The 21,045-nt window shown below is 70.1% G+C and carries 23 protein-coding genes; 5 read left to right on the forward strand and 18 right to left on the reverse strand.

What is annotated here, in order from left to right; genetic code table 11:
• The first annotated feature begins 325 nt into the window (after positions 1–325).
• The 3 genes from MKK68_RS23420 (at position 326) to MKK68_RS23430 (ending at position 2,013) form a co-directional block, all read left to right on the forward strand.
• Positions 326–760: a MucR family transcriptional regulator gene (locus tag MKK68_RS23420; RefSeq protein ID WP_147729091.1), complete on the forward strand. Its 435-nt coding sequence runs from the start codon at positions 326–328 to the stop codon at positions 758–760.
• 101 nt (positions 761–861) lie between these two features.
• Positions 862–1,056, forward strand: coding sequence for a hypothetical protein (locus MKK68_RS23425; RefSeq protein WP_147729092.1), 195 nt, complete (start codon positions 862–864; stop codon positions 1,054–1,056).
• A gap of 111 nt (positions 1,057–1,167) precedes the next feature.
• On the forward strand, positions 1,168–2,013 hold the full coding sequence (locus MKK68_RS23430; RefSeq protein WP_244033067.1) for a DUF6456 domain-containing protein: 846 nt from the start codon (positions 1,168–1,170) through the stop codon (positions 2,011–2,013).
• A gap of 11 nt (positions 2,014–2,024) precedes the next feature.
• Here MKK68_RS23430 and MKK68_RS23435 read toward each other — a convergent pair whose 3' ends face one another.
• The 17 genes from MKK68_RS23435 to MKK68_RS23515 all read right to left on the reverse strand — a co-directional run bounded on the left by MKK68_RS23435 (position 2,025) and on the right by MKK68_RS23515 (position 18,973).
• Entirely contained in the window at positions 2,025–2,447 is a 423-nt protein-coding gene (locus tag MKK68_RS23435; protein WP_147726948.1) for a SufE family protein, read from the reverse strand.
• An 82-nt stretch (positions 2,448–2,529) separates the two neighbouring features.
• On the reverse strand, positions 2,530–3,528 hold the full coding sequence (locus MKK68_RS23440; RefSeq protein ID WP_244033135.1) for a sensor histidine kinase: 999 nt from the start codon (positions 3,526–3,528) through the stop codon (positions 2,530–2,532).
• Positions 3,529–3,745: 217 nt separating this feature from the next.
• Positions 3,746–4,798: an aliphatic amidase gene (locus MKK68_RS23445; protein ID WP_147842655.1), complete on the reverse strand. Its 1,053-nt coding sequence runs from the start codon at positions 4,796–4,798 to the stop codon at positions 3,746–3,748.
• A gap of 64 nt (positions 4,799–4,862) precedes the next feature.
• The gene (locus tag MKK68_RS23450) at positions 4,863–5,180 is read right to left on the reverse strand and encodes an FmdB family zinc ribbon protein (protein ID WP_244033068.1); all 318 of its coding nucleotides are present in this window, start codon (positions 5,178–5,180) and stop codon (positions 4,863–4,865) included.
• 62 nt (positions 5,181–5,242) lie between these two features.
• Entirely contained in the window at positions 5,243–6,472 is a 1,230-nt protein-coding gene (gene fmdA / locus MKK68_RS23455) for a formamidase (RefSeq protein ID WP_147726952.1), read from the reverse strand.
• Between the two features lie 79 nt (positions 6,473–6,551).
• Positions 6,552–7,568, reverse strand: coding sequence for an alpha/beta fold hydrolase (locus MKK68_RS23460; RefSeq protein WP_244033069.1), 1,017 nt, complete (start codon positions 7,566–7,568; stop codon positions 6,552–6,554).
• A gap of 11 nt (positions 7,569–7,579) precedes the next feature.
• On the reverse strand, positions 7,580–8,269 hold the full coding sequence (gene urtE / locus MKK68_RS23465; RefSeq protein WP_147842657.1) for an urea ABC transporter ATP-binding subunit UrtE: 690 nt from the start codon (positions 8,267–8,269) through the stop codon (positions 7,580–7,582).
• A gap of 74 nt (positions 8,270–8,343) precedes the next feature.
• Positions 8,344–9,129: an urea ABC transporter ATP-binding protein UrtD gene (gene urtD / locus MKK68_RS23470; RefSeq protein WP_147726955.1), complete on the reverse strand. Its 786-nt coding sequence runs from the start codon at positions 9,127–9,129 to the stop codon at positions 8,344–8,346.
• A gap of 7 nt (positions 9,130–9,136) precedes the next feature.
• Complete coding sequence (gene urtC, locus MKK68_RS23475; RefSeq protein ID WP_147726956.1) at positions 9,137–10,306, reverse strand: urea ABC transporter permease subunit UrtC; 1,170 nt, start codon at positions 10,304–10,306, stop codon at positions 9,137–9,139.
• Between the two features lie 11 nt (positions 10,307–10,317).
• Positions 10,318–11,244 carry an urea ABC transporter permease subunit UrtB gene (gene urtB, locus MKK68_RS23480; RefSeq protein WP_147842653.1) on the reverse strand — a complete coding sequence of 309 codons (927 nt, stop codon included), beginning with the start codon at positions 11,242–11,244 and terminating at the stop codon, positions 10,318–10,320.
• Positions 11,245–11,506: 262 nt separating this feature from the next.
• Positions 11,507–12,754: an urea ABC transporter substrate-binding protein gene (gene urtA, locus MKK68_RS23485; RefSeq protein ID WP_147842652.1), complete on the reverse strand. Its 1,248-nt coding sequence runs from the start codon at positions 12,752–12,754 to the stop codon at positions 11,507–11,509.
• Positions 12,755–12,962: 208 nt separating this feature from the next.
• Positions 12,963–14,078, reverse strand: coding sequence for a DUF2125 domain-containing protein (locus tag MKK68_RS23490; RefSeq protein WP_244033070.1), 1,116 nt, complete (start codon positions 14,076–14,078; stop codon positions 12,963–12,965).
• A gap of 202 nt (positions 14,079–14,280) precedes the next feature.
• On the reverse strand, positions 14,281–14,727 hold the full coding sequence (locus tag MKK68_RS23495) for a hypothetical protein (RefSeq protein WP_147729237.1): 447 nt from the start codon (positions 14,725–14,727) through the stop codon (positions 14,281–14,283).
• A 127-nt stretch (positions 14,728–14,854) separates the two neighbouring features.
• On the reverse strand, positions 14,855–15,628 hold the full coding sequence (locus tag MKK68_RS23500) for a lysophospholipid acyltransferase family protein (RefSeq protein WP_147729236.1): 774 nt from the start codon (positions 15,626–15,628) through the stop codon (positions 14,855–14,857).
• Positions 15,629–15,723: 95 nt separating this feature from the next.
• Entirely contained in the window at positions 15,724–17,448 is a 1,725-nt protein-coding gene (gene ggt / locus MKK68_RS23505; protein ID WP_409567309.1) for a gamma-glutamyltransferase, read from the reverse strand.
• A gap of 43 nt (positions 17,449–17,491) precedes the next feature.
• On the reverse strand, positions 17,492–18,367 hold the full coding sequence (locus MKK68_RS23510; RefSeq protein ID WP_244033071.1) for a transporter: 876 nt from the start codon (positions 18,365–18,367) through the stop codon (positions 17,492–17,494).
• Between the two features lie 117 nt (positions 18,368–18,484).
• Entirely contained in the window at positions 18,485–18,973 is a 489-nt protein-coding gene (locus MKK68_RS23515) for a hypothetical protein (RefSeq protein WP_243932696.1), read from the reverse strand.
• A gap of 160 nt (positions 18,974–19,133) precedes the next feature.
• On the opposite strand from MKK68_RS23515, the gene MKK68_RS23520 reads away from it, so the two are divergent.
• Positions 19,134–19,856, forward strand: coding sequence for an SIR2 family NAD-dependent protein deacylase (locus MKK68_RS23520; protein WP_244033072.1), 723 nt, complete (start codon positions 19,134–19,136; stop codon positions 19,854–19,856).
• Positions 19,857–20,107: 251 nt separating this feature from the next.
• Positions 20,108–20,356: a hypothetical protein gene (locus MKK68_RS23525; RefSeq protein WP_147843828.1), complete on the forward strand. Its 249-nt coding sequence runs from the start codon at positions 20,108–20,110 to the stop codon at positions 20,354–20,356.
• A 262-nt stretch (positions 20,357–20,618) separates the two neighbouring features.
• Here the strand turns inward: MKK68_RS23525 and MKK68_RS23530 are convergent, their stop codons facing one another.
• Positions 20,619–21,020 carry a hypothetical protein gene (locus MKK68_RS23530; RefSeq protein WP_147859714.1) on the reverse strand — a complete coding sequence of 134 codons (402 nt, stop codon included), beginning with the start codon at positions 21,018–21,020 and terminating at the stop codon, positions 20,619–20,621.
• Positions 21,021–21,045 lie beyond the last annotated feature (25 nt).

Raw genomic sequence — 21,045 nt, forward strand, 5'->3', positions numbered from 1 at the left:
GGAGGCGCAATCAGAGGTAGCGAAACTCGCCGCCAGCACTTCGCCCTTGAGTAGGCATCTGTTTCAGCGATGTCGGCAAGCTGAAATATTCTTCCGGATAGTTGACGTTGCGTATCCAAGCTGCCGTCGAGCAACTTGCGGCCGATCTGCAAATATCCTATTGAGATGTCGTGGCGAAAGGGGTCGCCGCATTTCACTCAGCACTTGCGGGCAGGACGACCATTGTTGCGGGAATGCCCGCATCGCACCACGAGACGTCGGGGCCGATGGTCCGCGCCGCTCGGGACGCGTCGACTGCCTCAGCGTCCAGGGGACATCGCCGAACATGAACGACACAGACACCACGGTCGATTACGTGGAACTCGCCGCCGACATCGTGTCGGCTTACGTCAGCAACAATCCGGTCCCCCCGGGCGAGCTGGCGCAGCTGATCGGCCGCGTCCACGCTTCGCTGGTGCAGGTCGCGGGCGGGCAGGTCGAGGCGGCCGCCCCCGCCGGTCCGCTGACGCCGGCCGTGCCGGTGAAGAAGTCCGTCACCGCGGACCACATCATCTGCCTGGAGGACGGCCGGACCTTCAAGTCGCTCAAGCGCCACCTGCGCGCCAAGTACGACATGAGCCCCGAGCAGTACCGCGCCAAGTGGGGCCTGCCGCCGGATTACCCGATGGTCGCACCGAACTACGCCAAGGCCCGCTCCGACCTCGCCAAGGCGATCGGCCTCGGCCAGACCCGCAACGGCAACTACGACGAAGCCGCCTGAGGCGGGCGGAGGCGAAGCCGGGGCGCACCCGGCTTCGCTCGCGCTGCCAGAGGAACGAACCTTGCACTGCCTCAGTCCTGTCCCGTGAGCGGTCTGTTCCGATGAGCGATCCCAAGATCCCCACCGACGACCTCGACAAGGCGAACGACGTCCTGGCGGAGTGGGCCGCCCGGTCCGCGGCCGACAGCGACGGGCTGGTCGAGCGGCTCGCCGCGATGGGCTACGACGTTCGCGGCAAGTCCGAGGACGAGATCGCCGAGGTGCTGAAGCATCCGCCGACCCAACCCACGGCGTGAGCTGCGTGACGCTCCACAGCGCGCGGGCCGTCAAGTCTTGATCTAGGACGATTTTCAAGACTCTCCTGCTTCCTTCGCCGTGACGAAGATCGTTCGCGTTGGGAACAAAACATGAACAAAACTCTTCAGGCCCGGACCGCCCGCCCCGTGGCCGTGCCGCGCGCGGAGGCCGCGCTCGGGCGCGCCGGCGAGCGGCTGCTCGCGGCGCTCGCGCCCGAGGGCGCCTACGCCTTCCCGGACCCGGTCGAGGATGCGATGCTGATCGTGCGGTGCGGCGGCGGCGTCTCGCTCGGCGGCGGGCGCTTTCCCGCGGCGTCGGGCGAGCGCCTGCTGGCCGCGGACCTCGCCCACCGCGAGCCGGGTCCGCGCGGCCGCATCCTGCTGGCGCCGGCCGGCCGTGCCCGCCTCAGGCGCGGCGACGCCCCGGCCGGCGAAGCGTTCCGCGGCCAGCATCTCGACCTCGTGGTGGAGGGCGAGGGGGCGGAGCGACGCCTGCGCGACGCCGCCGAGAGCCCGATCGCCTGGATGGTGCGGCGGCGCGGCCGGGACGGGGCGCCTCTCCTCGACCGGGCCTCGTTCGAGGCCGGCGAGCGTCTGCGCCGCGACATCACCACGGGCCTGATGATGCCACGAATGGGCATCGACTGGAGCGCGATCCGCGTCGACGGTTCCGGCCCGCGCGACGCCGCCGGCGCCTCGGATGCGATGATGGCGGCCCGTGCCCGGGTGGAGCGGGCGATGGCCGCGGTCGGCCACGACTTGTCGGGCCTGCTGATCGACCTGTGCGGCCACGTGAAGGGGCTCGAGCGGATCGAGGAGGAGCGCCGCTGGCCGGCGCGCTCCGCCAAGGTGGTGGCGAAGATCGCCCTCGGGCGCCTCGCCGAGCATTACGGCCTGCAGCGCGAGGCGGTCGGGCCCGACCACGCCCGGATGCGGCTGTGGCGGGACCGGGCGTAAGCCCCGCGCGCTCAGGCGGCGAGGCGGACCGCGTCGCGATGGATGCGGTCCGCCATGGCGCGGACCCCGTTCGAGCGCTGCGGCGTCAGGTGCTCGCCGAGGCCGAGCTTGGTGTAGAGCGCGAAGGCGTCGGTGTCGGCCGCCTCGCGCGGGGTCTTGCCGTTGAACAGCGCCACCATCAGCGCGACGAGGCCGCGCACGATGTGGGCGTCGCTGTCGCCGCGCAGGTGCAGGCGCGGCACGTCGCCCGAGGCGTCGACGTTCAGGTCGATCCAGACCTGGCTGGCGCAGCCGAGCACCTTGTTCGACTCGGCATGCAGGGCCGGGTCGGCCGGCGGCAGGGTGCGGCCGAGCTCGATCAGGTAGCGGTAGCGTTCTTCCCAGTCGTCGATGAATTCGAAGTTCTCGACGATGGTCTCGATCGGAGGCAGCATGCTCGGCCGGTTTCGTGTCGGGGGGCGCGGGATATCCTAGATATAGGTCGCCGCCCCGGCCGATGCGAATCGCGACGCCCGCTCAGGCCGGGTCCTCGACCCGCGCCTCCGGCAGCTGCAGCCGCAGCGGATCCTCGGCGGTCGCGACGCCGGTGACCGCGATCTCGGCCTGGGCGGCGTAGGCCGCGATCAGCCGCGGCCCGAGCTTCGGGATGTTCGGCCGACCCGACTCCGCCTGGTCGCCGGCGCCGGAGACGATCGAGAGACGCACCGGCGCACCGGGGGCCGCGTCGATGTCGATGTCGATCGTGCAGGCGACGCTCTCGGCGGTGGCGTCGAGGCATTCGGCGACGATCTCGGCGACGATCATGCCGAGGGCGTTGGCGGTGCGCGGCTCGACCAGGCTGGTGCCGGCGCCGCCGAGATGGACGCCGATGCGGCCGGCCCGGCGCAGCTGGCCGAGGCCGGAGGCGAGCCGGTGCAGGTAGTCGCGCAGGTCGATCGAGGCGATGTGCGGCGCCTCGTGCAGGTGCTGCTGCACCAGCGCGATCGCCCGCACCCGCTGGCCCAGCGCCTCGAAGCTGCCGCGGCAGGGCTCGGGCGCCGCGCGGCCGTAGAGCCCGATCAGGCTGACCATCACCTGGAGGTTGTTGCGGACCCGGTGGTAGACCTCGGCGAGCAGGGTCTCCTTCTCCTGCAGCGCCTCCTCGATATGCACCTCGGCATGCTTGCGGTCGGTGATGTCGAAGCACGAGCCGAGATAGCCGCGGAACTCGCCGTCCTCGGTCAGCGGCCGGGCGGTGTCGAGCAGCCAGCGATAGGCCCCGTCGTGGCGCCGCAGGCGGAACTCCACGGTGAACGGCTCCCGCGCCGTGAACGCGGCCGAGACGATGCGCGCGTGGCGCTCGAAGTCGTCCGGGTGGAGCCCCGTGCGCCAGCCGGCGCCGAGCTCCTCCTCCAGCGGCCGCCCGGTGAACTGGAGCCAGCACTCGTTGTGATGGATCGCGTGGCCGAGATGGTCCGAGCGCCACATCATCAGCGGAACGTCGTCGGCGAAGCGCCGGAACTCCGCGCTGACCATGGGCGCTCCCGGCTCGCTGTCCTGACCGCCCGCACCGGCCGGCTTCGACTCACCGTTCATGATCTTCCCGATCCGCCCCTGTTCCGACCTGATGTGCGCTAGGCAAGCGCCGGTCAACGTGTCGGGCGATGGGCCGTTCCGATAGGGACGACGTCCTGTCACCCGCGCGGCCCCGCCCGGCGTCCCGGGCCGGCGGAACCGCGCGGTGGGCCGCGTCTCAGCGCGGGTCCGGCGGACCCTCGCCCTTGCCGACGAAGGGGATGCCGTCGATCGGGCATTCCTCGGTGCCGACGCCCTGCCGGGTGATGGCGCGCACCGCGTCGCGGGTGGCGTCGGGGTCCTCGATCCAGCGGCGGTAGAAGTCGTAGGGGCATTCCGACAGCCCGTGCCGGTTCTCCTTCGAGTTGATCATCCCGGTGTAGCCGCGGTGCAGCAGCTTGAAGAGGTGGTTCTCCGACTGCCCGTGCGCACGGAAGTCGCGGATCAGGAACTTCGACAGCGCCGCGTACTGGATGCCCATCTCCTCCTCGCCGCACTCGCCGAGGGTGCGCCCGTCGAAGCCGACGATCGCGGAGTGGCCGAAGTAGCTGTAGACCCCGTCGAAGCCGGCCGCGTTGGCCACCGCCACGTAGGTGTTGTTGGCGAAGGCCATCGCCTTCGACATCAGGATCTGCTGCTCCTTGGCCGGGTACATGTAGCCCTGGCAGCGGATGATGAGCTCGGCCCCGCGCATCGCGCAGTCGCGCCAGATCTCGGGATAGTTGCCGTCGTCGCAGATGATCAGGCTAATCATCAGGCCCTTCGGCCCCTCCGAGACGTAGGTGCGGTCGCCCGGGTACCAGCCCTCGATCGGCGTCCAGGGCATGATCTTGCGGTACTTCTGCACGATCTCGCCCTGGTCGTTCATCAGGATGAGCGTGTTGTAGGGCGCCTTGTTCGGGTGCTCCTCGTGGCGCTCGCCGGTGAGCGAGAACACGCCCCAGACCTTGGCCTTCCGGCAGGCGGCGGCGAAGATCTCGGTCTCCGCCCCCGGCACGGTAGAGGCGGTCTCGTACATCTCGCCCGCGTCGTACATGATCCCGTGGGTCGAGTATTCGGGGAAGATCACCAGGTCGAGGCCCGGCAGGCCGGCCTTCATCCCGACGATCATGTCGCCGATCTTGCTCGCGTTCTCCAAGACCTCGGCCTTGGTGTGGAGGCGGGGCATCTTGTAGTTCACCACCGCGACGCCGACGCTGTCGGCGCTGGACGAGATGTCTCCGTGCATCATGGCGTGGGTTCCTCCTGGCTTGGGTTCTTGCCTCCCCCGCGAGAGGGGGAGGGTGAGCTGCAGCCTAGTGGCTGATCATCCACGGCCGCGCGTTCGGAAAGCTCTTGGCGGCCGTGGGGTTGGACTTCGCCTTGGTCCCGCTGCAGCAGCCGCAGCCGGCCCCGTGCGCGGACGACTTGCGGGGCGCGTGCGCGCTGCGCTCGTTGGTGGCGAAGGCCTTGCGCCGGCCCGCATCCATGGAGGCGAGGTTCGGCGCGGTGAGGAAGGCGCGCCCGCACGCCGCCCCGCAATCGGGACAGTCGTGCGGGTCCTTGAACTGCGCCATCGGGCGCAGCACCGTGAACGGCCCGCAGGCCTCGCAAGCGTAATCGTAGACGGGCATTCGAGCGCTTTCAGGCAGGGTGCACGCGGTCTGCCGCCCGGAAGGCGCGGCAGACCCGAAGACTACAGATCCGGCGAGAGCGGCATCTGGATCGAGCCGTCGAGGAACTTCGTCGGCCCGGCAGCAGTGGGATTGATGTCGAACTCGAAGATCTTGGTCGGAATCCACAAGGTCGCGCAGGCGTTCGGGATGTCGACGACGCCGGAGATGTGGCCCTGGACCGGCGCGGTGCCGAGGATCGAGTAGGCCTGCGCGCCCGAGTAGCCGAACTTCTTGAGGTACTCGATCGCGTTGAGGCAGGCCTGGCGGTAGGCCACCGTCACGTCGAGGTAGTGCTGCTTGCCGTGCTCGTCGACCGAGACGCCCTCGAAGATCAGGTGGTCGTCGAACTTCGGGGTGATCGGCGACGGCTTGAAGATCGGGTTCTTGATCCCGTACTTGGCCATGCCGTCCTTGATCAGGCTGACCTTGAGGTGGACCCAGCCCGCCATCTCGATCGCGCCGCAGAAGGTGATCTCGCCGTCGCCCTGGCTGAAGTGCAGGTCGCCCATCGAGAGGCCGGCGCCGGGCACGTAGACCGGGAAGTAGATCTTCGAGCCGCGCGACAGGTCCTTGATGTCGCAATTGCCGCCGTGCTCGCGCCCCGGCACCGTGCGGGCGCCGGCGGCCGCCGCCTTGTCCTTCGCCTCGCCCTTGAGCCGGCCCATGTGGGCGGTCGGCGCGAAGGGCAGGGTGGCCAGCGCCGGCACGCGGTTCGGGTCGGTGTCGAACAGCGCCTTCTCGCGGGTGTTCCAAGTCTCCAGCATCTTCGGGTCGGGCAGGCAGCCGATCAGCCCCGGGTGGATCAGGCCGGGGAAGCGCACGCCGGGGATGTGACGCGACTTGGTGAACATGCCCTCGAAGTCCCAGATCGACTTCTGCGCCTGGGGGAAGTGCTCGTCGAGGAAGCCGCCGCCGTTGTTCTTCGAGAAGAAGCCGTTGAAGCCCCACTGGCTCTCGGGCTTGGCGCCGATGTCGAGGAGGTCGACCACGAGCAGGTCGCCGGGCTCGGCGCCCTCGACGCCGATCGGGCCGGAGAGGAAGTGGACGATCGACAGGTCGATGTCGCGCACGTCGTCGGCGGAATCGTTGTTCTTGATGAAGCCGCCGGTCCAGTCGTAGGTCTCGACGATGAAGTCGTCGCCGGGCTTCACCGTCGCGACCATCGGGATGTCCGGGTGCCAGCGGTTGTGCACCATGTCGTTGTCGTAGGCCGATTGCGTCAGGTCGACCTTGATCAGCGTCTCGGGCATGTCTCGACTGTGCTCCCTGTTGTTCGAAAATTCGGGGCTTGGCGCATCCCCGCCCGGCCGGCGCACCGGCCGAAACCGTTCATCTCGCGAGCAGCTCTTTGAGCGCGTCGTCGAGGGTCTTGATGTCGTCGGGGCTGGTGCCGGGGCCGCCGGCGAAGTGGCCCCACCAGGTGTCGATGACGCGCAGCTCCGCGTTCGGCATCGACTCCGCCTCGATGCGGTTGTCCTCGGGCGGGAAGTACAGGTCGGTCGAGGCCGGCATCAGGATCGCCTTGGCGGTGATCGCGCGAAGCGCCGCCTTGGTGTCCCCGTGGAAGGTGTCGTTGGCGCCGATGTCGCCGTTCTGCCAGGTCCACAGCATCGCGAGCAGGTCGTTGGCGTCGCGCGTGTAGAACAGCCCCTCCCAGAACCCGACGAGGAAGTCCTCAAGGGAGGCGTAGCCCATGTGGGTCTTGTCGGCCTCGATCCGGTAGAAGGTCTGCGACAGGCCCCAGCCGGCATAGACCCGGCCGAAGGCGCGCAGCCCCTTGTTCGGCGGGCTCGCGTACCAGCCCTCGGCGAAGGCGGCGTCGGCCTGGAGCGCGGCCTTGGCACCTTCGAGGAAGACGAAGTTGTGCCGCGAGCACTTGGCCGAGCCCTGAAACGGCAGGATGCGCGGGACCATGTCGGGATAGAGCGCGCCCCAATGGTAGGTCTGGAGCGCTCCCATCGACCACCCGGTCACCAGCACCAGCTTATCGATGCCGAAATGCTCGGTGACGAGCCGGTGCTGCGCGCGGACGTTGTCGTAGGCGGTGACGTTCGGGAAGCGCGGCCCGTTCCAGGGGGCCGGCGTGTTGCTCGGCGAGGACGAGAGCCCGTTGCCGAACATGTTCGGGATGATGATGAAGTACTTCTCGGGGTCGAGCGCCTTGCCCGGCCCGATCAGCCACTCGTTCTCGGTGTGCTGGCCGGAATACCAGGTCGGGTAGACGATGGCGTTGTCGCGCGCCGCGTTCAGCGTGCCGAAGGTCTTGAACGCGAGCTTGGCGTTGCGCAGCGTCTTGCCGCATTGGAGAACGTGGTTGCCGAGCTCGAAGATCTCGTAATCGGCCATGATGTCCTCGTTCAGACCGAGAGGAAGCGGGCGACCTGGGCCTCGTCGATGTCGGCGCGCAGCGATTCGTGGACGATCTCGCCGTTCTCCATGACGAGCACCCGGTCGGCGACGTCGAGGGCGAAGCTCAGGACCTGCTCGGAGACGACGATCGACAGGCCGCGCGCGTCGCGGATCTTCTTCAGGGTCCGGCCCATCTCGCGGATGATCGACGGCTGGATGCCCTCGGTCGGCTCGTCGAGGAGCAGCACCTTCGGCTTGCTCGCGAGCGCGCGGGCGATGGCGAGCTGCTGCTGCTGGCCGCCCGACAGATTGCCGCCGCGCCGTCCCTTCATCTCGAGCAGCACCGGGAACATCTCGTAGAGGTCCTGCGGCACCTTGCGGGCGCCGGTGACGGTGAGCCCGGTCTCGATGTTCTCCTGAACCGTCATGGTCGAGAAGATCATCCGGCCCTGCGGCACGTAGGCGAGGCCCTTGGCGACCCGGGCGTGGCTCTTGAGGGCGCCGATCTCGGTGCCGTCGACGCGGATCGAGCCGGCCTTCACCGGCACGATCCCCATCAGGGTCTTCATCAGCGTGGTCTTGCCCATGCCGTTGCGGCCCATCACCGCGACGATCTCGCCGGGCGCGACCTGGAAGTTCAGCCCGTGCAGCACCTCGCTCTGGCCGTAGGCGGCGTGCAGGTCCTCGACGCTTAAGATCGGCGCGGCCGAGGGGAGCGTGGTGAGCGGAGGGGCCTTGGCCAGGGGGGGATGCGCGGTCTGCAGCATGATGCTCAGTGTCCCAGATACACTTCGATGACCTTCGGATCGTTCTTGACCCGCTCCATCGAGCCCTCCGACAGGACCTTGCCCTGGTGCAGCACGGTGACCCGGTGGGCGATGTCCTCGACGAACTTCATGTCGTGCTCGATCACCAGCACCGAGCGGCCAACGATGATCTGGTTCAGCAGCTCGGCGGTCTTGATGCGCTCGCCGACGCTCATCCCGGCCACCGGCTCGTCGAGCATCAGCAGCTCCGGGTCCTGGATCAGCAGCATGCCGATCTCGAGCCACTGCTTCTGGCCGTGGCTGAGGAACTCGGCACGCTCCAGCAGCTGGTCCTTCAGGAAGATCGTCTCGGCGATCTCGTGGATGCGCTCGCGGACCTGCGCGTCGCGCTTGAAGGTCAGGGCCCCGAACACCGAGCGCCCGCGCGGGAACGAGATCTCCAGGTTCTCGAACACGGTCAGGTCGTCGTAGATCGACGGGGTCTGGAACTTGCGCCCGACGCCGGCCTGGACGATCGCGCTCTCGGTGAGCTTGGTCAGCTCCTGGCCCTTGTACTTGATCGACCCGGCGCTGGCGCGCGTGCGCCCGCAGATCAGGTCGAGCACCGTGGTCTTGCCGGCGCCGTTCGGGCCGATGATCACCCGGATCTCGTTGGGGTCGACGTAGAACGAGACGTCGTTGACCGCCTTGAACCCGTCGAAGGAGACGGTGAGCGCGTCGACCGCCAGCAGGTATTCGGGGGCGTTCGGGTTGGCGCCGATGACGGAGCCCGGGAGGATCGCGGCGTTCATGCTGTTCTCACTCGGCCGGTGCGCCGTGGGGGACGATCGCGGGGGGCGGGGCGCGCAGACCCTTCACCCGGCGCGTCAGGCGCGGCTCGACGTGCTCGCGCCAGATGCCGGCGAGACCGTTCGGGAAGGCGAGCACCACGGCGATGAACAGCGCGCCGAGGCCGAACAGCCACAGGTCGGGGAAGGATTCCGAGAAGCTGGTCTTGGCCCAGTTGACGAGCAGCGTGCCCCAGACCGCGCCGAACAGCGACATCCGCCCGCCGACGGCGGCGTAGATCACCATCTCGATCGAGGGCACGATGCCGACGAAGGACGGCGACATGAACCCGACCTGGAGGGTGAACATCGCGCCGCCGATCGCCGCGAAGGCGGCGGCGAGGCAGAAGGCGAAGACCTTGAACCCGGCGACCGAGTAGCCGGAGAACCGCACCCGGTCCTCCTTGTCCCGCATCGCGACCAGGATGCGCCCGAGCTTCGACTTCTTCACGAACTGCGCGATCAGGATGCAGCCGATCAGCAGGCCGCCGTTGACGAAGTAGAGGATGGTGTGGGCGCCGTCGGTGCGGATGTCCCAGCCGTGCAGCGTGCGCAGGTCGGTGATGCCGTTGATGCCGCCGGTGTAGCCCTGCTGCCCGACGATCAGGATCGTCAGGATCGCGGCGATCGCCTGGGTGATGATGGCGAAGTAGGTGCCCCCGACCCGGCGCTTGAACATCGCCGCCGAGATCACGAAGGCGAACAGCACCGGCACCGCGACGACGAGGATCAAGGTCAGCGGCAGGCTCTGGAACGGCTTCCAGAACCACGGCAGCGCCGTGATCTGGTTCCAGTCCATGAAGTCGGGGATGCCCGGCGTCGACTGGATCTTCGTGTTCTCGACGCTGGACGCCTCGAGCTTCAGGTACATCGCCATGCAGTAGCCGCCGAGGCCGAAGAAGCAGCCCTGGCCGAGCGACAGAATGCCGGCATAGCCCCAGCAGATGACGAGGCCGAGGGCGACGAAGGCGTAGGTGAGGTACTTGCCAACCAGGTTGAGCCGGAAGGCGTCGAGCAGGCTCGGCAGCACGACGAGCAGCACCAAAGCCAGCACAGCGAGGCTCAGCCACTCGATCGGCTTCATGAACGGGTTGTCGTTCACGGTGACGGACTTGGTCAGGGTCTGGACGGGGTTCTTCATCGTCGAAATCCTCAGCGCCGGACCTTGAGGGTGAACAGGCCCTGCGGCCGCAGCATCAGGATGCCGACCACCGCGAGCAGGGTGAGCACCTTGGCCATCGACCCGGAGAGGAAGAATTCCAGCGTCGACTGGGTCTGGGAGATCGAGAACGCCGAGGCGATGGTGCCGAGCAGGGAGGCCGCCCCGCCGAAGACCACGATCAGGAAGGTGTCGACGATGTAGAGCTGGCCCGAGGTCGGCCCGGTCGAGCCGATCATCGTGAAGGCCGAGCCGGCCACGCCCGCGATGCCGCAGCCGAGGCCGAACGTGTAGCGGTCGACCTTCTCGGTATCGATGCCGACGGCGCCCGCCATCGGGCGGTTGGCCATCACCGCGCGGACCTGCTGGCCGAAGCGCGAGCGGTAGATCAGCAGCGCGACGCCGACCGTGATCAGCGTGGTGACCGCCATCACGAACAGGCCGTTGATCGGGATCTCGATCGAATCGGTGACCTGCACCGAGCCGATCAGCCAGCTCGGCAGCTCGACGCCGACCTCGCGCGCGCCGAAGATCGAGCGGTAGGCCTGCTGCAGGATCAGCGACAGGCCCCAGGTGGCGAGCAGCGTGTCGAGCGGGCGCTTGTAGAGGTGGCGGATCAGCGCCCACTCCACCAGCATTCCCAGCGCCCCGGAGGCGCAGAAGGCGAGGATCATCGCCAGGAAGAAGTATGCCGGGAACAGCGCCGGCAGGTAGGTCTGGAAGAAGGTCGAGCACAGGTAGGTCATGTACGCGCCGAGGATCATGAACTCCCCGTGCGCCATGTTGATCACGCCCATCTGCCCGAAGATGATCGCCAGCCCGAGCGCCATCAGCACGTAGACCGAGAACAGGATCAGGCCGGCGAAGCCCTGCATCGCGAAGATCGCGCCGAGATCGCCGAGGGAATAGTCACCGAACATCCGTGCGCTCCGAGCCGTCGGGAATGCCGGAGGGCCGTGGCCCGCCGCTTTGCGCGATCGCCGTCTCCCACCCGCCCACCTCATCCTGAGGTGCCGGAGCGAAGCGGAGGCCTCGAGGGAGCCCTCCGGCGCGCTCGGCGATCCCTGGAGCCCTCCTTCGAGGCCCGCCGTCGCGGGCGCCTCAGGATGAGGCCGGGGGATGGGGGATCGTCGAAAGGCCGTCTGCAAATCGCGCGCCGCATCGGCGGCGCGCGCATGCGGCCTACTGGTAGCCCTTCGGGAACGGGTCGGGCTTGATCAGCTCGGGGCTGGTGTAGACGATCTCGAACTGGCCGTCGGTCTTGGCCTTGCCGACCCGGGTCTTCGACCACAGGTGGTGGTTCGGGTCGATCCGGACGTAGCCCTCGGGGGCGCCCTTGAACTCGAGATCGGGCGAAGCGGCGACGACCTTGTCGACGTCGAACGAGCCGGCCTTCTCGCAGGCCATCTTCCACAGATAGGGCCCGAGATAGGCGGCCTGGGTGACGTCGCCGATGACGGTCTTCTCGCCCCACATCTTCTTGAAGTCGGCGACGAACTTCTTGTTGTTGTCGTTCTCGATCGACTGGAAGTACTTCATGCACGAGTACGCGCCGGCGATGTTGTCGCCGCCGATGCCGTCGATCTCGTCCTCGGTGACCGAGATCGTCAGAAGCACCTGCTTCGAGAGGTCGATGCCGGACGCCTTGAGCTGCTTGTAGAACGCCACGTTCGAGCCGCCGACCACGTCGGTGAAGATCACCTTCGGCTTCGTGAGCTTGATCTTGTTGATCACCGAGTTGAACTGCGTGTGACCGAGCGGGAAGTATTCCTCGCCGACGACCTTGCCCTTGAGCACGTTCTCGACGTGCTTGCGGGCGATCTTGTTCGAGGTGCGCGGCCAGATGTAGTCCGAGCCGACGAAGAAGAACGTGTCGCCGCCCTTCTCCTTGTGCACCCAGTCGAGGCCGGCGAGGATCTGCTGCGTCGCCTCCTGGCCGGTGTAGAACACGTTCTTGGACTGCTCCAGGCCCTCGTAGAAGGTCGGGTAGTACAGGAGGCCGTTGTACTGCTCGAAGACCGGCAGCACCGCCTTGCGCGAGGCCGAGGTCCAGCAGCCCATCACCGCCGCGCACTTGTCGTTGACGAGGAGCTTCTTGGCCTTCTCGGCGAAGGTCGGCCAGTCGGAGGCGCCGTCCTCCTGGATGATCTTGATCTTGCGGCCGAGGATGCCGCCGGCCTCGTTGATCTGCGCGATGGCGAGCTTCTCGGCCTGCTGGGCGCCGGTCTCCGAGATCGCCATGGTGCCGGTGATCGAGTGGAGGATGCCGCAGGTCACCTCGGTGTCGGTGACGGCGAGGCCGGTGGTGCTGACCGCCGAGGTGGCAGGCCCCGCCGCGAACGCGGTGCGCGGCAGGAGCGAAAGGGCGGGCGCGGCCGCCAGCCCCATCAGCAGCTTGCGCCGCAGGGGCGAGCGCAAGCCGCGGTCCATGCCCCGATCCAGATCGTGATCCCCGTCAGCCATCGTGCCTCACGCCTCGCATCTCGCGTCCGGCGGCTCATGGAACGGCCGCGGATCGTGGAGCGCAGGCTAGGGGCTCGGTTGCATTGCAGCATATACGCTGTTTTGCGTATGGCCGCCGGCGCCCGGGCGGCGCAGTCTGCTCCACCCTCGACGCCCGGGAACCGGCACGGCCGGATCAGTACAGCGGCTGCAGCCGCACGTTCGGGATCGCGATCGGCCCGAACATCATCCGGCCGTCGGCGAGGCGCAGCGGCGGCAGCGGCTTGAGCGGCACGTCGCCCCCCGCCTCGCCCTCGGGCTGGCGCCTAAGCCCGAGCAGGCCGCCGACGAGGTTGCCGATGAGTGCGCCGCGATCGGCGCCGAAGCGCTGCCCGACGACCGACGCGACCAGCGCCTCGACCCCGGCGGCCCGCAGGTCCAGCTGGCCCTCGACGCGATGATCCTGGTCGATCCCGAGATTGCCCTTGGCTTGCAGGCGGCGCGCACCCTTGGCCAGCGACAGCCCGGCGACGTCGAGGCTGCCGTCGGCCTGGCGCCAGCGTTCGAGCTCGCGCGCCACCGTGCCGGTGCCGAGCATCGCCGCCCGGTTGACCGTGGCGTCGAGGGTGAGGTCGGCGGGATCGGCGTTGCCGATCAGCGCATCCGCCATCGGCGCCAGGGCCTGCGACAGGCGCAGGCTGAGGTCGACCGCGCCGTCCGAATCGAATCGTCCCGGCGTCGGCCGCGCATGCAGCTCGAGGTGGCGGGCGGAGACGGCGATCGGATCGGGCGCCGCGCCGGCGACCGTCACCGAAGGCCCGTCGACCACCAGCGAGGCGCGCACGAACCCGTCCGACGCGCCGTGGAAGCTGCCTTCCAGCATCGTCCAGGTCGCGTCGCCGACGAGGTCGCCCTGTTCCACGTGAAACGGGCCCTCGGCGAGCATCAGCACGTGCCGGGGTTGGTAGACCTGCGTCACCGCGGTCAGCGGACCCAGCCGGAAGCGGCCGTCGGCACGCGCGAGGCTGACCGAGGCGCAGCGCAGCTCGATCCGGAACGGATAGCCGGTGATCGACCGGTCGGCGCAGGTCCAGGTCCGTCCGGCCGCGGCCTCGCGGGCGACCCAGCCGTCCATCTCGGTGGCGGCGCGGCCGCGGAGGTAGACCCAGCCCGCCGACCACAGCAGCACCAGCGTCAGCAGCAGGATGTAGGGGAGGAACAGGCCGCGCCGGGAACGCGGCGCCTTGGGCGGGATCGCGGCGGGCTCGGCCGGGGCTTGCCCCGAAGGATCTTGCCGTACCGGATCCTGCATCGTTCGCTCCGCGCTCTCGCCCCGTCGCGGGTTCGTCCGCGATCGTCCATGCCGCACAAGGCATGAGGGGAGGCTCGGGGCGAAACTGGGGCGTGGGCGGCGTGATCCAAATCCGCATCACCTCGCCGGACCGGCGGATTCGGCCTTCGATCGCGCGCGGGCCTGCCGGATATGCCGACCGCCCTGATCGAGCGGAGGGATATCAGGCGTGCGCCGGATCCGCGCTCTCCATCGAGAGATCGTCGACGATGGCCTTGCGCTCGGCCTCGTCCTCGGCGAGCCGATGCACGTGCATCTCGGTCGCGCCGCCCTTCCGGGCGCGGGCGAGCCAGGTGCGGTGCAGGCGCTCGCGGGGGCTCTCGCCGGAGGCCGACACCGCGACCAGCTCGGCGATGCCGGCGGGATCGCGGCGGACCGCGATCACCACCGCCTCGCCCATCTCGTCGAGCTCGGGCGCGCTGAGGTCGTGGACGCCGACGACGTAGCGCCGGCCGGAACGTCCGCGCCAGGCGCTGAGCGCCAGGGCGGGGGTGCCGCGAAGGCCGGCGGTGGTCCTCAAGCGCTCTTCCCGCACGTCCTGTCTCCGTGTCCGCTCGTCCTTCAGGTCGCGCAGGGCGGCCGACCAGGACAAGGCTCTCTTGTTCGCCATTTGTTCCAACCTAGATCGGGCATCGCGCGCCCGTCAAGCGATTCGTCTCGTTCAACGGAAATGGGAATTCGCAGGCCGATTCGCAACGTCCCGACGGTTCTCCGCGCGCACCAATCGGGCGCGCGGGTCAGGCCGGACGCGAGGTTTCGCGGCGCGGCTCCGGGACCGTGCGGGCGGCCTGCCCGAGGTCGGCGAGGCCGGCCGCGAGCAGGGCCTTCGAGGCGGTCTCGATGCGGTCCTCGACGAGGTCGAGGAAGGCGGCGCGTGCCAGCCCCGGCGGGATCGGCGGCAGGAACTCGATCACCGTGGTGCCCGGGCGGCGGACGAAGCTGCGGCGCGGCCAGTACAGCCCGGTGTTCAGCGCCACCGGCAGGCACGGCACGGAGAGCGCGGCGTAGAGGTGGGACAGGCCCTGCTTGTAGGCCGGGGCCGCGCCGGGCGCCGTCCGGGTGCCCTCGGGGAAGACGATGAGCTGGCGCCCCTGCGCGATCGCGTCGGCGGCGGCCGCGTTCATCAGGCTCATGGCGCGCGCGCCCTTCGACCGGTCGATCGCCACCATGCCGCTGCGCGACAGGAACCAGCCGATCAGCGGGATGAACAGCAGCTCGCGCTTCAGCACGTAGGCGAATTCGGGAAACACCGTGCACAGGGCCAGGGTCTCGAGCGCCGACTGGTGCTTGGCCCCGACCAGCATCGCGCCGGACGGGATGTTCTCCAGCCCGCGGAACTCCACCCGCGTGCCGGCGACCACGCGCAGCAGCCACAGCGTCACCCGCCCCCAGAACCGCGCCAGCCGCATCACCGCCCGCCCCGAGACCAGCGTCGGCAACCCGCCGAACGCGATCAGCGTCGTGGCGGCGTAGAAGCAGAGATTGAACGCGAGGGAGCGGACGGCGAGCATCGGGACCTTCTGTGACGCTCGTCCTTTAGCGCGGGGGTGCGGCCAGGGCCAAGGGCGCATCGGGCGTGACGCTTGAGGTTGTCCCCGGCCCCACCTCAATACCCTTCGGCGAGCGTGTCGCGCTGGCGCGGATCGGCGGCGCCCGAGAGCAGGCCGCCGCTGCGCAGGATCGAGTTGGCCGAGCCCGAGCTCGACCCGACCCTGACGTCGTGCCCCCGCGCCCGCAGGAGGGCGAGGGTGTCGGGCGACAGGCCCTGCTCGACCCGCAGCACGTCGGGCTTCCACTGGTGGTGGATGCGCGGCGCGTCGACGGCCTCGGCGAGGTTCATGCGGAAGTCGATCAGGTTGACGATCACGTCGAGCACGGTGGTGATGATGCGGCTGCCGCCGGGGCTGCCGGTGACGAGGTAGAGCTGCCCGTCCCGGAACAGGAAGGTCGGCGTCATCGAAGAGAGCGGCCGGGCGCCCGGCGCCACCGCGTTGGCGTCGCCGCCGACGAGCCCGTAGGCGTTCGGGGTGCCGGCCTTGGCGGAGAAGTCGTCCATCTCGTTGTTGAGCAGCACGCCGGTGCCCTCGGCCACCAGGCCGATCCCGTAGGAGAAGTTCAGGGTGTAGGTGTTGGCCACCGCGTTGCCCGCGGCATCGACCACCGAGAAGTGCGTGGTCTGGTCGGGCTCGGGCGGCAACGGGTCGCCGGCCGCGATGCTGTCGGCGGGCCGTGCCCGCTCCGGGTCGATCGCCCGCCGCAGCCGCGCCGCGTAGGATTTGGCGGTGAGGCCCTGCACCGGCACGCGGACCCGGTCCGGGTCGCCGAGCCAGGTCGCCCGGTCGGCGTAGGCCGGCTTCATCGCCTCGGCCAGGGTGTGGATCGCGGCGGCGCTGCCCGCACCCATCGCGGCGAGGTCGAAGCCCTCGAGGATGTTCAGGATCTCGATCAGGTGGACGCCGCCGGACGAGGGTGGCGGCATCGAGACCACCTCGTAGCCGCGATAGGTCCCGCGCACGGGCTGGCGGACCACCGGCCGGTAGGCGGCGAGATCGGCCTCCGTCATCGGGCCGCCGGCCGCGCGCACCGCCGCCGCGATCCGCCCGGCGATCGGGCCGGCATAGAACGCGTCCGGGCCGCCCTCGGCGACGGCGCGCAGCGTGTCGGCGAGGTCCGCCTGCACGAGGCTGTCGCCGCGGGGCAGGGGGACGTCGCCGCGGAAGAAGATCCGGCGGGTCGAGGGCCAGCGCCCGAGGAGGCCGGCCGACCGCGGCAGGGAATCGGCGAGGCCGCCGGTGACCGGGATGCCGGCGCGGGCCAGGGCCTCGGCCGGCGCGATCAGCTCGGCGAGGGACAGCTTTCCCGATCCGTAGAGGCGGTGCGCCTCCGCCAGGCCCCGCACCGTGCCCGGCACGCCGACGGCCTTGCCGCTGCGCCGCGAGGCGGCGCGGTCCGGCTCGCCGCCGGGCGCCAGGAACATGTCGGCGGTGGCGGCCTGCGGCGCGGTCTCGCGGTAGTCGATCGCCACGGTCTCGTGCCGGTCCGCCAGGTGCACCAGCATGAAGCCGCCGCCGCCGAGGTTGCCCGCCTGCGGCAGGGTCACCGCCAGCGCGAAGCCGACGGCGACCGCGGCGTCGACCGCGTTGCCGCCGCGCTTGAGGATGTCGACGCCGATCCGCGTCGCCCGCGCCTCCTGGCTCGCGACCATGCCGTGCGCGGCCTGCACCGGCAGCATCCGTGCGTCGTCGGAGGGGATCGGCGGCCCCGAGCCCTGCGGGAGGGCGGGGCCGCCCAGCATGAGGAGAACGGCGAGGGCGGCGCGGATCGATCTCATTCGCTTCCCGATAGCACGGCCGCGACCGTCCGGCAGGCGCCGGTCATTCGCCCTGGCGCCGCGTCACCAGCGTGCGGTTCGGCTCCACCTCGCCCTTGTCCTGGTAGAGCGGCACGATCGCGCGCAGCCAGCCGCGGGTCTCCCGGCCGCCGTAGTTGCGCTCGACCACGTCGCGCGTGAGGTAGGCCTGCAGGTTCACCGGGCCGAAATTGTAGCCGACGAGGCCGCCCACCGCGATCTGCCCCTGGGGCCGGTCGCTGCCGACCCCGGTCGGCAGGTCGGTCGAGCCGAAGGCCACGGCGCCGACCTGCCACTGGCCGAGCTTCCTCGTCGCGGTGAGGTCGAGGTTGAGGTAGTCCGGGTAGAGCGTGCCCGTGGGCGAGCGGTCGTCGATGAAGATCCCGTGCAGCAGGTTGGCGGTCAGGTTCCAGCCGTTGCCGGTGTAGCTGACCGCGAAGCGCTGGGTGATCGAGGCCGACTGCGTCAGGAAGCGGGTCTCGATCGGCAGGTAGCCGCCGAACAGGTAGCTGAACCCGAGGTCGTTTCCGAGGTCCCAGGCGAGCTGCGCCGCGAGCAGCGGCTGCCCGACGCCGCTCTGGTAGGGCGCGCCGCGCCCGCTCGAGGCGACCACCGGCTGCGTGACGAAGAACTGCAGCCGCGCGTCGGCGATCGTCCACGGCGTCGCCCAGGCGAAGGTCGGCAGGTTGACGTTCGATTCCGAGTCCAGGGGCCGCGTGTCGCGGACGCCGAAGCTCGACAGGTTCACGAAATAGAACCCGACCGGCAGTTGCGCCCCCACCGGCAGGCCGACGGTCTGGCCCGGCTGCGCCGCCGAGCCGGCCCAGGCGGGGCCGCCGGGCAGGAGGGCCGCGAGCAGGGCGAGGGCGGTCCGGGTCGTCCACGGGCGGCGTGCGATCATCGTTCGTCCCTCGTCGCCGCCAGGGGGATCCTGGGCGGGCCGACCGGGGTTCGACGGTTCGACGCATCCGAAGCATCCCGCCGGGCCGCCCCGAAGCGCGCCCGTGTCGCAGAAACGTCACGCCCGCGTCGGGGGCCGCCCGGCGCTTCGCCCGGCGATCAGCCAGTACACGAGCCCGGCACCGGCGCCGGCGAGGAACAGGATCGCGGTGACCCGCGCCTCCGCCGCGAGCGCCGTGCCGCCGGGGTGCACGGCCCCGCGCGCGAGCCAGGGCAGGGCGGCGGTGATCAGGCCGCACCCGGCGCCGTACCAGAGCAGGCCGCGCCAGCGCAGGGTCTCGCCGACCAGCGCCACCAGGGCCGGCGGCACCGCGAGCAGCACGAAGGACGCCTTCGCCAGCCCCGCGAGGACCCACGCGAAGCTCTCCGGCGGCAGGCCGGCGGCGAGGTCCGACAGGCCGGCATCGAGCCCGGCGAGCGCGCCTTTCGTCAGCCAGACGCTCGCCACCGGATCGAGCACGAGCGCCATGAGCAGGATCGCGCCGCCGCTCGGGATCGCGAGGAGCAGGGCGAGGGAGCCGAGGAGAAGGCGGCCGAGGATGCGCATCGGCGCGGTATAGCTCGGCTGATCGGCTCGGGCCGCATCGCCCGGCGGGACGCCGCGCCGGCCCCTCCGCCGAGCCTCGCCGCGCCGGCCCGCAGCTTCGACCTGCCCGGCGCCGAATTCCGATGGGCGGTCGGCGCCGGGCGGGTGTAGGCTCGCGCCCATGCCCCTGCGTGCGCCCTTTCCGAAGACCGTCTTCGTCCTCACCGGAGCCGGCGTCTCGGCCGAGAGCGGGCTCGGCACGTTCCGCGACCGCGGCGGGATGTGGGCGCGGTTCGATCCGATGCGGCTCGCGACGCCCGAGGCCTTCGCGGCCGACCCCGGCACCGTCCTGGACTTCTACAACCTGCGCCGGCGCGGGGCGGTCGCGGCCGCGCCGAACCCGGCCCACGTCGCGCTCGCGCAGGCCGAGGCGGCGCTGACGGAGCGCGGCGGGCGGCTGTTCCTGTGCACCCAGAACGTCGACGACCTGCACGAGCGGGCGGGCTCGCGTGCCGTCGTCCACATGCATGGCGAGCTGCTGAAGGGCCGCTGCACCGCCTGCGCCGGCACTTTTCCCTGTCCCGGCGACCTCGACCTCGCCGATGCCTGCCCGCTGTGCTCGACGGTCGGCACGTCGCGGCCCAACGTGGTGTGGTTCGGCGAGATGCCCCACCACCTCGACGCGATCCAGGCGGCGCTGTCGGCGGCGGACCTGTTCGTCGCGATCGGTACCTCGGGGGCGGTCTACCCGGCGGCCGGCTACGTGCGGCTGGCGCAGGCGCGGAACATCCCGACCTGCGAGCTGAACGCCGAGCCCTCCGACAACGCGGACGCGTTCGACGAGGCCCGCTACGGCCCGGCCAGCGAGACGGTGCCGGCCTTCCTCGCTACTCTCACATCGTGATCCGATGCAATGGCGCAGGAACACCTGCAGAATAACGCAGGCTGCGACCGCACAGGTTTGAAAAACCACGGGAATTGCGTTCGGAAACTCAATATCCGCTTGCGCGCAATCGGACTTTCTCGGCCGAATCACGCAGGATCGCCGTGTCAAGACATGGACGCTCACGGCGCTGTGCGTACAATGGACAAGCTTGGTGCGGTTGCCGCGGCACGTACCGGCGTTCGATGAAGCCACACGGGAGCCAAAAGCCCATGCAGAACTTCACGGTCACGGCCCGCGAGCGCGACACCGTCCTGGCGGCCCTGCGCTATTACCAGTTCTACCGGATGCAGGGTCATCCGTTCGACCCCCGCCAGGATCACCTCATCGACGCCATCGCCGCCGAGACCGGCGAGGCCCTCGACGTCGCCGAGATCGACGACCTCTGCGCCGGGCTCAACGGCAACGCGCACGCCCTCGGCGCCGCCTCCGCCCGCTTAGCCTTCGACGCGATGGCCTGACGAAGCCTCCGCGGGGCGAGGACACGGTCTCCGCCCCCGACCCACGATCGTTTCGCCGCGACCGACCGTTTCGCAAACCGTTTCGCCGTCGCCGGCGTCGTCGCCGCAAACGGTTTTTTTCAGCCCGCCGCACGTCCGCGCCCGACCGGCTCCGCCCCACATGGGTCCTTCCGATCCGGCGCGCGAACCCAACCGAGCCTCCACCGGCCCCCGCATCCGACGGACGACGGCGGAGGCTCGCGCATCCGGCGGAGGCTCGTGCTTACGGCGCCGCCTTGAGCTGCGCCTCGGCGCGGGTCAACGCCGCCTCGCAGGCCTTGGCGTCGCCCTTGCCGTCGGCGGTGCGGGCCTCGTCGAGCGCCACCTTGGCCTGCTGGGCGGCGTCGCCGCCCTTTCCGGCCTCGGCCGACTTCTCCGGCGGGGCCTGCGGCGACTGGCCGGGCGCGTTGCCTTCCGTGCCGGTCACGCCCTCGCCGCCGCGCTTGGCCGCGGCGCCCTGGCCGCTGGTCGAGGCCGAGATCGCCTCGGTCGACTCCGCCTTCACCCGCTTCTCCAGCCCGGCGATCCGATCCGAGCAGGGCGAGGCCGAAGCCGGCCCGATCAGGCCGGGCGCCGCGAGCGCGGACACGGCGAGCAGGGTGGCGAGGTACGCAGGACGCGTCATCGAATGAGATCTCCGGTGGTTGGGA

The organism is Methylobacterium sp. E-016, assembly GCF_022829745.1.
Classification (GTDB): domain Bacteria; phylum Pseudomonadota; class Alphaproteobacteria; order Rhizobiales; family Beijerinckiaceae; genus Methylobacterium.

What these genes read in the sequence shown, in the direction of transcription:
- MKK68_RS23420 (WP_147729091.1), top strand. Translation starts at nt 326, where the DNA reads ATGAACGACACAGACACCACGGTCGATTACGTGGAACTCGCCGCCGAC.
- MKK68_RS23425 (WP_147729092.1), top strand. Translation starts at nt 862, where the DNA reads ATGAGCGATCCCAAGATCCCCACCGACGACCTCGACAAGGCGAACGAC.
- MKK68_RS23430 (WP_244033067.1), top strand. Translation starts at nt 1,168, where the DNA reads ATGAACAAAACTCTTCAGGCCCGGACCGCCCGCCCCGTGGCCGTGCCG.
- MKK68_RS23435 (WP_147726948.1), bottom strand. Translation starts at nt 2,447, where the DNA reads ATGCTGCCTCCGATCGAGACCATCGTCGAGAACTTCGAATTCATCGAC.
- MKK68_RS23440 (WP_244033135.1), bottom strand. Translation starts at nt 3,528, where the DNA reads ATGGTCAGCGCGGAGTTCCGGCGCTTCGCCGACGACGTTCCGCTGATG.
- MKK68_RS23445 (WP_147842655.1), bottom strand. Translation starts at nt 4,798, where the DNA reads ATGATGCACGGAGACATCTCGTCCAGCGCCGACAGCGTCGGCGTCGCG.
- MKK68_RS23450 (WP_244033068.1), bottom strand. Translation starts at nt 5,180, where the DNA reads ATGCCCGTCTACGATTACGCTTGCGAGGCCTGCGGGCCGTTCACGGTG.
- fmdA (WP_147726952.1), bottom strand. Translation starts at nt 6,472, where the DNA reads ATGCCCGAGACGCTGATCAAGGTCGACCTGACGCAATCGGCCTACGAC.
- MKK68_RS23460 (WP_244033069.1), bottom strand. Translation starts at nt 7,568, where the DNA reads ATGGCCGATTACGAGATCTTCGAGCTCGGCAACCACGTTCTCCAATGC.
- urtD (WP_147726955.1), bottom strand. Translation starts at nt 9,129, where the DNA reads ATGAACGCCGCGATCCTCCCGGGCTCCGTCATCGGCGCCAACCCGAAC.
- urtC (WP_147726956.1), bottom strand. Translation starts at nt 10,306, where the DNA reads ATGAAGAACCCCGTCCAGACCCTGACCAAGTCCGTCACCGTGAACGAC.
- urtB (WP_147842653.1), bottom strand. Translation starts at nt 11,244, where the DNA reads ATGTTCGGTGACTATTCCCTCGGCGATCTCGGCGCGATCTTCGCGATG.
- urtA (WP_147842652.1), bottom strand. Translation starts at nt 12,754, where the DNA reads ATGGACCGCGGCTTGCGCTCGCCCCTGCGGCGCAAGCTGCTGATGGGG.
- MKK68_RS23490 (WP_244033070.1), bottom strand. Translation starts at nt 14,078, where the DNA reads ATGCAGGATCCGGTACGGCAAGATCCTTCGGGGCAAGCCCCGGCCGAG.
- MKK68_RS23495 (WP_147729237.1), bottom strand. Translation starts at nt 14,727, where the DNA reads ATGGCGAACAAGAGAGCCTTGTCCTGGTCGGCCGCCCTGCGCGACCTG.
- MKK68_RS23500 (WP_147729236.1), bottom strand. Translation starts at nt 15,628, where the DNA reads ATGCTCGCCGTCCGCTCCCTCGCGTTCAATCTCTGCTTCTACGCCGCC.
- ggt (WP_409567309.1), bottom strand. Translation starts at nt 17,448, where the DNA reads ATGAGATCGATCCGCGCCGCCCTCGCCGTTCTCCTCATGCTGGGCGGC.
- MKK68_RS23510 (WP_244033071.1), bottom strand. Translation starts at nt 18,367, where the DNA reads ATGATCGCACGCCGCCCGTGGACGACCCGGACCGCCCTCGCCCTGCTC.
- MKK68_RS23515 (WP_243932696.1), bottom strand. Translation starts at nt 18,973, where the DNA reads ATGCGCATCCTCGGCCGCCTTCTCCTCGGCTCCCTCGCCCTGCTCCTC.
- MKK68_RS23520 (WP_244033072.1), top strand. Translation starts at nt 19,134, where the DNA reads ATGCCCCTGCGTGCGCCCTTTCCGAAGACCGTCTTCGTCCTCACCGGA.
- MKK68_RS23525 (WP_147843828.1), top strand. Translation starts at nt 20,108, where the DNA reads ATGCAGAACTTCACGGTCACGGCCCGCGAGCGCGACACCGTCCTGGCG.
- MKK68_RS23530 (WP_147859714.1), bottom strand. Translation starts at nt 21,020, where the DNA reads ATGACGCGTCCTGCGTACCTCGCCACCCTGCTCGCCGTGTCCGCGCTC.